We start from the raw sequence: 8396 nt of genomic DNA, 5'->3' as shown, positions 1-8396 counted from the left end.
CACCTGTCTCGCGTTCGACGCGTTCCCGCTGATCGCGATCCGGGTGTTGCACGCCGGGCCGAGCGCGGTGTCCGGATTGGCGGCGGCGGGGCTGGCGGTGGGAGCGGTGGTCGCCTTGCCGCTCGGCCCGTGGGTGGAATTTCATCGCAAGCGGCCCGTCATGATGACGATGGACCTGATTCGGTTCGCGATGTTGATGACCGTGCCCGCCGCGTACGCATTCGGCAAGCTCAGTTTCGGTCAGCTGGTGGTGGTGGCGGTCCTGGTCGCCACATCCGACATCACCTTCGTCGCCGCGAGCGGCGCCTACTTGAAAATACTTGTGCCCCGGGAGGATCTCCTGGTCGCAAACGGGCGATTCGAGTCGACGACCTGGACCGCCACCATCCTCGGGTTTCCGCTCGGTGGCTTGGGGATCGGGCTGTTCGGCCCGGTGGTGACCGTGGTGGCCAACGCGGTCAGCTTCCTGCTCTCCGCCGTGGGCATCCGCGCGATCGGTGGTAGCGAACCACGCCCGGAACGAACCGGGGGGCCACGGGTACGGGTTGCCGACGTCCTCGCGGGCTGGCGCCATATTATGGCCCATCCCGCGCTGCGGCTGATGCTCTTCAACGTCATCGGGGTCAGCGGCCTGATCGTGGCGGTCCAGCCGCTGATGGCGGTCCTCATGCTCGGGAAGCTCGGGTTCGCCCCGTGGCAGTACGGACTCGCGTTCGCGGCACCCTGCGTCGGTGGCATGATCGGTTCGCGGCTGGCGGTTCCCCTGGTCGCGCGGTTCGGGCAATACCGGGTCATGCTCGCCACCGGGGTTCTGCGCGCGTGCTGGCTGCTCGGGTTGGCGTTCGTCCGCCCCGGCCCCGCCGGTCTGCTGCTGGTCATCGCCATGGAACTCGCGCTGATCACCTCCTTCGGCGTGTTCAATCCGGTGTTCGCGACCTACCGCCTCAACCAGATCCCGGCGGATCTCACGGCCCGCACGTTATCCGCGTGGGCGATCAGCACCAAGGCCGGCAACGCCAGCCTGACCGCGTTATGGGGCCTGCTGGCCGGTATCGCCGGCCCGCGCACCGCGATCGCTGTCGCCGGTGTCATCACCCTGGCCACACCACTGTTGCTGCCGTGGCGTCAGCCCGCGGCACAGCATGAACCGGAAGCAGCCCGGAGTTAGGCCGATCCCGGCCATCGAGGCCGTCAGGTGCGGAAAGGTGCCCCGACTATGCGATTCACATTGTCCGATCTTGCCGACTCGCGCCTGCGGCCGCTGGTCGAGGAGACCCGCGCCTTCTACGACAGGCGAGGGGTCAGACGAGGTCCGAACGGCGCCGAAGGCCTGGCCGCAAGGCGCGCCGAATACTCCCGTCCGGCGCCGGCGGATCCACCGCCCGTCGAGGAACTTGTCACCGTCGGCGGAAACAGCGTCTCGCTGCGGATCCACACTCCGGTGGACAGGGCGGCGAAGGGCGTATTCCTGGAAATCCACGAGGGCGGCTTCCTGTTCGGGTCGGCCGCCGGCAGCGACGTGCGCAACCGCAGGCTCGCGGACGCACTCGATATCGCGGTAGTGAGCGTGGACTATCGGCTCGCACCGGAACATCCTTGGCCGGCCGCGCCGGACGACTGCGAAACCGCGGCGCTCTGGCTCGCCGAGCACGCGGAGCGGCGCTTCGGCACCACGAGGCTCGCTATCGGAGGTCTGTCGTCCGGCTCGACGCTGGCGATGAAAACGCTGCTGCGCCTGCGTGATCGGCGGGTCACCGCCTTCGATTGCGCCGTGCTGCAGTACGGCAGCTACGACTTGAGCGGCCGCACACCGGCCGGACGGCTGATCGCCGGCGAATACTTCCTCGAGGCCTATGCCGGGTCGGCGCCGGATCGTACGGATCCCGATTTCTCCCCGCTCTTCGCCGACCTGTCCGATCTGCCTCCGATCCTCATGGTCATCGGCGAGGCCGACGTCATTCTCGAGGACAATTTGGTGATGGCCGCGCGACTGGTGGCCTCCGGAGCAGACGTCGACGTCCGCATCTACCCCGACGCGCCGCACGGGTTCACCGTGCACCCGACCCCGATGGGACGGGCCGCACTCGCCGACATCGACACGTGGCTCCGTGGTCACCTCGCCCCGGCGACGAATTCCCCGCAGCCGATCGACAGCGCACGCACGGTCCTGATCGGCGAATAATTCACGAAAATTTCCCTCATCGCAATAATGCCACTGCTGAATGGATGCCGCCCAGCTGTCCGCGGTTCGTCCGATATCCTAAGTTTCCAGCCGGTCGCAGGCGTACTGGTCGTGTCCCCTCCGGACACAGTATTCGGCGTCTTTGCACCGATCCCTTCTTCCCGGAACTGGATACAGTTCCGGGAAGTTGTCTTTATGGGCATTGCAACGCCGTTCGGGTTCACCTCAACTGCCGGTGAGGTTCTCGCGGGGGTCGACCTGAGTGGGGCGACGAGCGGTTGTCACCGGTGGCGCGGCCGGCATCGGCGTGGAGACAGTGCGGGCGTTGGCAGCAGCCGGGGCCGCGGTCACATTCGCTGCGCACCGAAATCTCGCCCTTGTCCGCGGCCGCGAACCCGGGCCAGTACCGTGCGACCGGCGCGTCGAGATCCAGTTGCCCGCGCTCGACCAGCAGGTGCGCGGAGGCCGCGATCACACCCTTGGTGGCCGAATACACCGCTGCAACCGTGCCTCGCTCCCAGCGGCGCCCGGTCGCCGGGTCGGCCGTACCGCCCCCAAAGGTCCACCACCGGGCGGCCGTCCTGATAGACCGTGACAGCCGCGCCGACGTCTCCGAACTCCGCGAAGTTGCGCTCGAAAGCTTCTCACACCGGCTCGAATCCGGGGTCCGCAGTGCCCGTCACAGCTCCGCTGACCGACATGGCCGGACGAATCATGCCCGGTCACCATCGGCTGTGGCGAACACCGGTTCCGACCCGAGACGGGGTCCCTCGATCAGCTCCGACTCGCGGCCGTCCGGGCCGACCGGTACCTCGCCGACCAGCATGATCCGGTGCAGCACGCGCTGTATGTCGAGGTGGTTGAGGTCGCGGGGGCCGAGGTGTGAGGTCGCCCGGTTGTCCCAGAAGATGACGGTTCCCGGTGACCAGCGGAACCGCACCGTGTACTCGGGCCGGGCGATCTCGTCGAAGAGGTGGCCGAGAATCAGGCGGCTCTCGACGGGCGACATGCCGACGATGTTGTCGGTGTAGATCGAGTTCACGAACAGGGCCTTTTCCCCGGTCCTCGGGTGCACCCGAACGACCGGGTGGTGGGCGATGATGGGGGCCTGCTCGATGCGTGCGGCGGATATTCCGGGCACTGGGGCCGGCGGCAACCCGGACCAGTTCGCGCCGTATCGGTGCTCCGCGCGCAGTGTGTCGACGATCCGCTTGAACGGCGCGGACAGGCCCTCGTACGCGGCGACCAAGTTCGTGTACTGCGTGTCGCCGCCGTAGCTCGGCAGCTCCTCGGCGCGCAGGATCGCCCCGGCCGGCGGGTTGATGAACGAGGTGAGGTCCGTGTGCCAACCGTTGTTGCCGTTGCCACCGTAGGTGAGCGTCGCCTGGTCGCCGAGCTGCTTGTCCAAGCGACGGTGCCTGATCGTGTAGACCTCCGGTGCGCCAGGGGGCGGCTGATGGAATGGATGCCCGTAGCTGAGCTCACCGAACTGGCGACCGAACGCAATATGCGACGCATGGTCGAGCCGTTGATTCCTGAACAACAGGACCTTCCACTCGTCCAACGCCTGCTGAATTTTCTGGATCGACTCGGCGTCGAGCGGACGGGAAATATCCACGCCGTCGACCTCTGCGCCGATGCGCCCGGAGACGGGGTGGATGGTGATTTCGGTCATTGTGCGGTTCCTCCTGGAATATGGCGGCGGGAAGGCGGTGAGTTCCCGGATGCCCGGACCGATCGGAGTTCGCCCGGTGGCATATCTCTCGATTCCAGATATAGTCGGATGGTGTGCTGCCGTATAGTGCACCTTCGTACAGTTCGAGCGCCGCAGGTGTGTCAAGTGCACTCTATGCAGTCACGTCCTCGGGGAATCGGATAATGATGAGTTGTCCGGTATTTCCCGGTCGGAATGGGCCTTCGTGCCTTTCACGGTCTTGACGAACCGTGGTGCGCGAGCGGTCTTCACCCCGTCGATGACCTGCCCATCGGTGAACGACTCACCGTGCCAATGGAATACGACGCCGGCCGTTGTCCCAGCTCGGTCAGCACCCGCGCCGCATCGGCCAGCGACGACGATTCGACCATGCGGGCGATCACCAGGTTCCGGAACACCTCGTCGCCGACAGCGGCACCGAACCCCAGCGAGTCGTAGACACCGGCCAGCGCGTCGAACAACACCGCCGAGCAGGTATCGGTCACCCGGCCCGCACTCACCGGCACCGCCACGCCGGCCGCCGGTTCCTGTGTCGCGGGGCTCGGCGTCGGTAGGCGCCGACCCGACATGCGCCACAATCCGCTGCCGGCGCCCGCCGGTGTACTCAGCGATCTGCACCGCGGTCGCCCCGGAACCCACCGATCCCACGATCTCGGATGTCCACTACTTCAGGGGAACCCAGGAAGTACCTGGAGGCCGTTGTCCGGCCGGACGACCTACTCGTGGCGAACGCGCGATTCGAGTCCACGAACTGGAATGTCCATGTCGGTCGGTCCGCCACAGGGCGGTGCGGCGATCGGCATTTTCGGACCGGTGACCACCATCATGGCCGACGCGCTCAGCTACCTGCTCTCCGCACTGAGTATCACCGCGATCCGTGGCCAGAAAGAAGCCTCGCCCCGAACCGACAAGCGCACGGTCCGGGTCGGCGACCTCCTGGACGGCTGGCGGCAACATCCTGACCCATCCCGGCCTGCGAGGGCTCTACCTCAACAACACGCTGGTCAGCGGATTCATGATGGCCACTGAGCCACTGCTGGCCGTGCTCCTGCTGCGCCAACTCCACTTTCCCCCTTGGCAATACGGCCTCGCCTTCGCCGCTCCCTGTGTCGGCGGGTTCATCGGTTCCCGGCTGGCCTCCCGTGTCGTGGCCCGCTACGGCCAGTATCGCGTTCTGCGCACCGCAGGCGCCCTGCGCGTAATCTGGCTGATCGGTCTCGCCTTCATCAGTCCCGGTGTCGTCGGCCTCGTGACCGTGATCGCCGTCGCGCTGGCGCTGCCGCGCCGCCTGAGCCCGGCGCTCGTGGAACCGTCGAAAGCGGGTCCGTCGGACGAAACGCCCCGCCCCGCAGTTGATTCCGATCCGTCCGCGGAGCGGGCGTAGGTCGGCGCGGCCGTATATCGCACATGGCGCCGCCCACCCGACGCGTGGTCGTGACCACTCCCGATACCAAGCCCGTGCTGTGATATGTACGCTGGCCACGTCCTTCGGGTCGAATGCGGCCGCGTACACCGAGCATCGGCCGGATTATCCGCGACGCCGGCACGGCGATCAGCGGTGAGGCGCCGTAGCCCGAATTACATTGCGTATGAATTGCACTTTCGTCCACTGGTATGTCGGTAGCCGCAGGTGCACGATCGCTACTGCGCCCATTGTGCGTAAATCGGCGCCTTTGTTTTATCTCCAGCAACCAGCGACGTCGACCGGGAGGAGAAGAAATGGTGACCGAAACCAGTCGGGTAGCACCGGGTGCGGACCGTGAAGAGGAATACTCGGTGCCACCGGCGGTCCGCGAATTCTGGCGGCAGGCTCCTGTGCGGGAGGTCACGACCGAGGACGGTGAGGAAGCCTGGTTGGTCACCGGCATGGCGGAGGTCCAGGCAGTGCTGTCCGACCCGCGGTTCAGCAGGGCAGAGGCGCACCGCCGGGGCTCGGGAACCGGGCGGGCGGTAGTTTTCCGCCGGCCCGGGATACACGATCTCGATCCGCCCGAGCACACCCGGCTGCGCCAGGTCCTGGCATCGGCGTTCAGTGTCCGGCGGATCCGCGGGATGCGACCGCGGATCGAGCAGATCACCGGTGAGCTGCTCGCCCGGATGCGCGAGATCGGGCCGCCCGCGGATCTCAGTGCCGCCCTGTGTTTCCCGCTACCGGTCGCGGTAGTCTGCGAGATCCTGGGCGTACCGTACGAGGATCAACAGCGCTTTCGCCGCTGGTCGGAACTCATTACCTCGACCAATGCCTACCCGAGGGAGCGGGCCCTGCAGGCCCGGCAGGAGCTGACCGAATACATTTCCGACCTGGCCTCCGACAAGAGCCGCTGCCCGGAAGACAGCCTGTTGTGGGACATGATCATCGCGCGGGACGAGCAGGGCCGGCTGACCCAGGAGGAGGTGGTGCGAATCGTCTTCGGTGTGCTGATCGCCGGACACGAGACCACGGCGAACATGCTCGGTAAGGGCCTGGTGGCGATGTTCGATCACGCGGAGCAGTTCGTGGCGCTGCGCGCCGATCCGTCGCTGGTGCCGGCGGCCGTCGACGAGGTGCTGCGCTATGTGGTGCTGAGCCCGAGTACCGACCCGCACGAGGGCCTGCACCTGGTCACAAAGTGCGCGGTCGAACTGGGCGGGCACACCATTCCCGCCCAGAGCGTGGTTCTGGTCAGCCCCACGGCCGCCAACCTCGACGCGCGGGTCTTCCCCGAGCCCGACCGGTTCGACCTGCGGCGCACCGACGCCGATGACCACGTGGCCTTCGGGCACGGGCCCCACCGCTGCGTCGGCGCTCAGCTCGCCCGATTGGAACTGGAGGTGGCCTATACCGCGCTGCTGCGCGAGTTTCCCGGTCTGCGGCTGGACGTCCCGGTCGGGGCACTCACCTACACGAGCGGAATGCTGATCAAGGGATTGCGGGCGCTGCCCGTGACCTGGGATAGAGAGGTAGCGCCCCATCCCGGGTACCACCGCTAGCACGAGTGAGATCACCGGCCTGCTGGAGGCTGCGGATCTCGCCACGCCGATGGCGATCTGGGTGGCGGCCACGATTCGGGTAGCCGACTGGATCAGCAAGGGCTGCCGAGACATTCCGGCCCTGACGCAGGCGATGGGCACGGATGCGCGTGCGCGTGTCCTTCTTCATCACCTACACCGATGCCGAAGCGACCTACCGGCCGGTTCCCGGCAGTCCCGAGCGGGAGCTGGTACCGGGCCGGACGCTGCCCGACGACCGCTATCCCCGAGTGTCCCCCGCCGCGTAGCCCCTCGTCCGGGATCGCCTGCGGCGGGCTACTTCTCGGCCAGGCGGTCGGCGAGCCACGATTCGACATGCCGCATCGCGCTGGCGGCCATCGCCGTCGGGAAGGAGGTGAAGCCGTGCGCGGACTCGGGATACACCCGTAGGTCCACATCGTTGCCGGCGGCCGACAGCCGCTCCGCCATCGCCACATTGTCCTCCAGGAGGACATCCAGGCTTCCGACCACCAACAAGGTCGGCGGTAAACCCCCGAGATCGCCGTAAAACGGGGAAATATCGGGATCGGTGCGGTCCGCGACGCCGGCGTACGCATCGATGAAGAACTCATCGCCGTACAACCGACCGCCGGGTGATTGCCCGCTGAGGTCGTAGGCGCCGAACTGCAGCACGGCACCGACAAAGGGCGCGATGGAGTCGCGGGCTCGCAGGCGCAGGAGGGTGGCCACGGCCAGATTGGCTCCCGACGACCGTCCGCTGATGGCCAGTGTGCTTGTCCCGAAGCAGGATTCGGCGTGCTCGACCAGCCAGAGGGCGGCGGTCTCGCAGTCGTCGGGAGCCGCGGGCCAGGGGAATTCCGGTGCCAGCCGGTAGTCGACGCTCACCACGGCCGCGCCGAGGGCGTCGGCGAGCAGGGCATTGCGAGCATCCCCTCTGGCGGCCGAGCCGAGATAGAAACCCCCACTGTGGATATCGAGAAGCACACCCCGGATCGCGGTATCTCGAGGAGTGGTGACTCGCAACGGGATCCGGCGCCCGGCGGCCTCGGCGATGCGCTCGACGGCCCGGCCGGCCGACTGCGAGAGAGCCGATGCCTGCCTGTCGCGGGCATGCCGCAACTCCTCGAGCGTGGCCGGAGCGGCGACAGCCGTTGTGCCGGCGTTGAACTGGCGACTCTCTTCGACATAGGCGGCCAGCTCCTCGTCGGTCAGCCGCTGCAGTCCGAGTTCCATGCTTCCTCCTGTTCGAAACCACCTGCAGCGTATAACAACCAAAGGTTGTGGCGGGCAGCAGGATTGGTTGTTTGATTCGCCACTCTCGACAGTGATTTGATTGGTCGGCGCCGCGGCCGGATACAGACGCTCGCGGCCGACCGGGTCGACTGCGCCGCTGGCGTCAACGTTGAATCATATCCACCCAGGCGAACGCCGAAACTGAATGCAGGAGAAGGAATCTCATGGCGCTCACGACGCTCGACCCACGTACCGCGCTCGTCCTCATCGATCTCGAGAAGGCCATCGTCGCCGCGC

At 67.0% G+C, this 8396-nt stretch carries 9 protein-coding genes and 1 pseudogene; 5 read left to right on the top strand and 5 right to left on the bottom strand.

Going from position 1 to position 8396, the window contains the following annotated elements; translation table 11 throughout:
- The coding region (locus KO481_RS42480) for an MFS transporter (RefSeq protein WP_215924431.1) at nucleotides 1–1168 on the top strand (1168 nt) is incomplete at its 5' end.
- 48 nt (nucleotides 1169–1216) lie between these two features.
- Nucleotides 1217–2182 carry an alpha/beta hydrolase gene (locus KO481_RS42475; RefSeq protein WP_215924429.1) on the top strand — a complete coding sequence of 322 codons (966 nt, stop codon included), beginning with the start codon at nucleotides 1217–1219 and terminating at the stop codon, nucleotides 2180–2182.
- Between the two features lie 220 nt (nucleotides 2183–2402).
- Here KO481_RS42475 and KO481_RS44235 read toward each other — a convergent pair whose 3' ends face one another.
- From KO481_RS44235 to KO481_RS42460, 3 genes and pseudogenes are all read right to left on the bottom strand, one after another.
- The gene (locus tag KO481_RS44235; RefSeq protein WP_308167007.1) at nucleotides 2403–2768 is read right to left on the bottom strand and encodes a serine hydrolase domain-containing protein; all 366 of its coding nucleotides are present in this window, start codon (nucleotides 2766–2768) and stop codon (nucleotides 2403–2405) included.
- A 126-nt stretch (nucleotides 2769–2894) separates the two neighbouring features.
- Entirely contained in the window at nucleotides 2895–3857 is a 963-nt protein-coding gene (locus KO481_RS42465; protein ID WP_215924427.1) for a TauD/TfdA dioxygenase family protein, read from the bottom strand.
- Between the two features lie 299 nt (nucleotides 3858–4156).
- Nucleotides 4157–4547 (bottom strand): annotated as a pseudogene (locus KO481_RS42460) (IS1634 family transposase); the annotation flags it as partial.
- Between the two features lie 226 nt (nucleotides 4548–4773).
- Here KO481_RS42460 and KO481_RS42455 point away from each other — a divergent pair.
- The 3 genes from KO481_RS42455 (at nucleotide 4774) to KO481_RS44230 (ending at nucleotide 7153) form a co-directional block, all read left to right on the top strand.
- Nucleotides 4774–5280: an MFS transporter gene (locus KO481_RS42455; RefSeq protein WP_215924423.1), complete on the top strand. Its 507-nt coding sequence runs from the start codon at nucleotides 4774–4776 to the stop codon at nucleotides 5278–5280.
- Between the two features lie 338 nt (nucleotides 5281–5618).
- Entirely contained in the window at nucleotides 5619–6866 is a 1248-nt protein-coding gene (locus KO481_RS42450; protein ID WP_215924421.1) for a cytochrome P450, read from the top strand.
- A 155-nt stretch (nucleotides 6867–7021) separates the two neighbouring features.
- The gene (locus KO481_RS44230) at nucleotides 7022–7153 is read left to right on the top strand and encodes a hypothetical protein (RefSeq protein WP_281066323.1); all 132 of its coding nucleotides are present in this window, start codon (nucleotides 7022–7024) and stop codon (nucleotides 7151–7153) included.
- A 28-nt stretch (nucleotides 7154–7181) separates the two neighbouring features.
- Here KO481_RS44230 and KO481_RS42445 read toward each other — a convergent pair whose 3' ends face one another.
- Both KO481_RS42445 and KO481_RS42440 read right to left on the bottom strand, forming a co-directional pair.
- Nucleotides 7182–8099: an alpha/beta hydrolase gene (locus KO481_RS42445; protein ID WP_215924419.1), complete on the bottom strand. Its 918-nt coding sequence runs from the start codon at nucleotides 8097–8099 to the stop codon at nucleotides 7182–7184.
- Nucleotides 8075–8396 (bottom strand): hypothetical protein (locus KO481_RS42440; protein ID WP_215924417.1); only part of this gene is annotated, 322 nt, incomplete at its 5' end. The genes KO481_RS42445 and KO481_RS42440, both read right to left, overlap by 25 nt.

It is taken from the genome of Nocardia albiluteola (assembly GCF_018860155.1).
Classification (GTDB): Bacteria; Actinomycetota; Actinomycetes; order Mycobacteriales; family Mycobacteriaceae; genus Nocardia; species Nocardia albiluteola.
The sequence above is the reverse complement of the archived record's forward strand: the minus strand, read 5'-3'. Positions and strand labels throughout refer to the sequence as shown.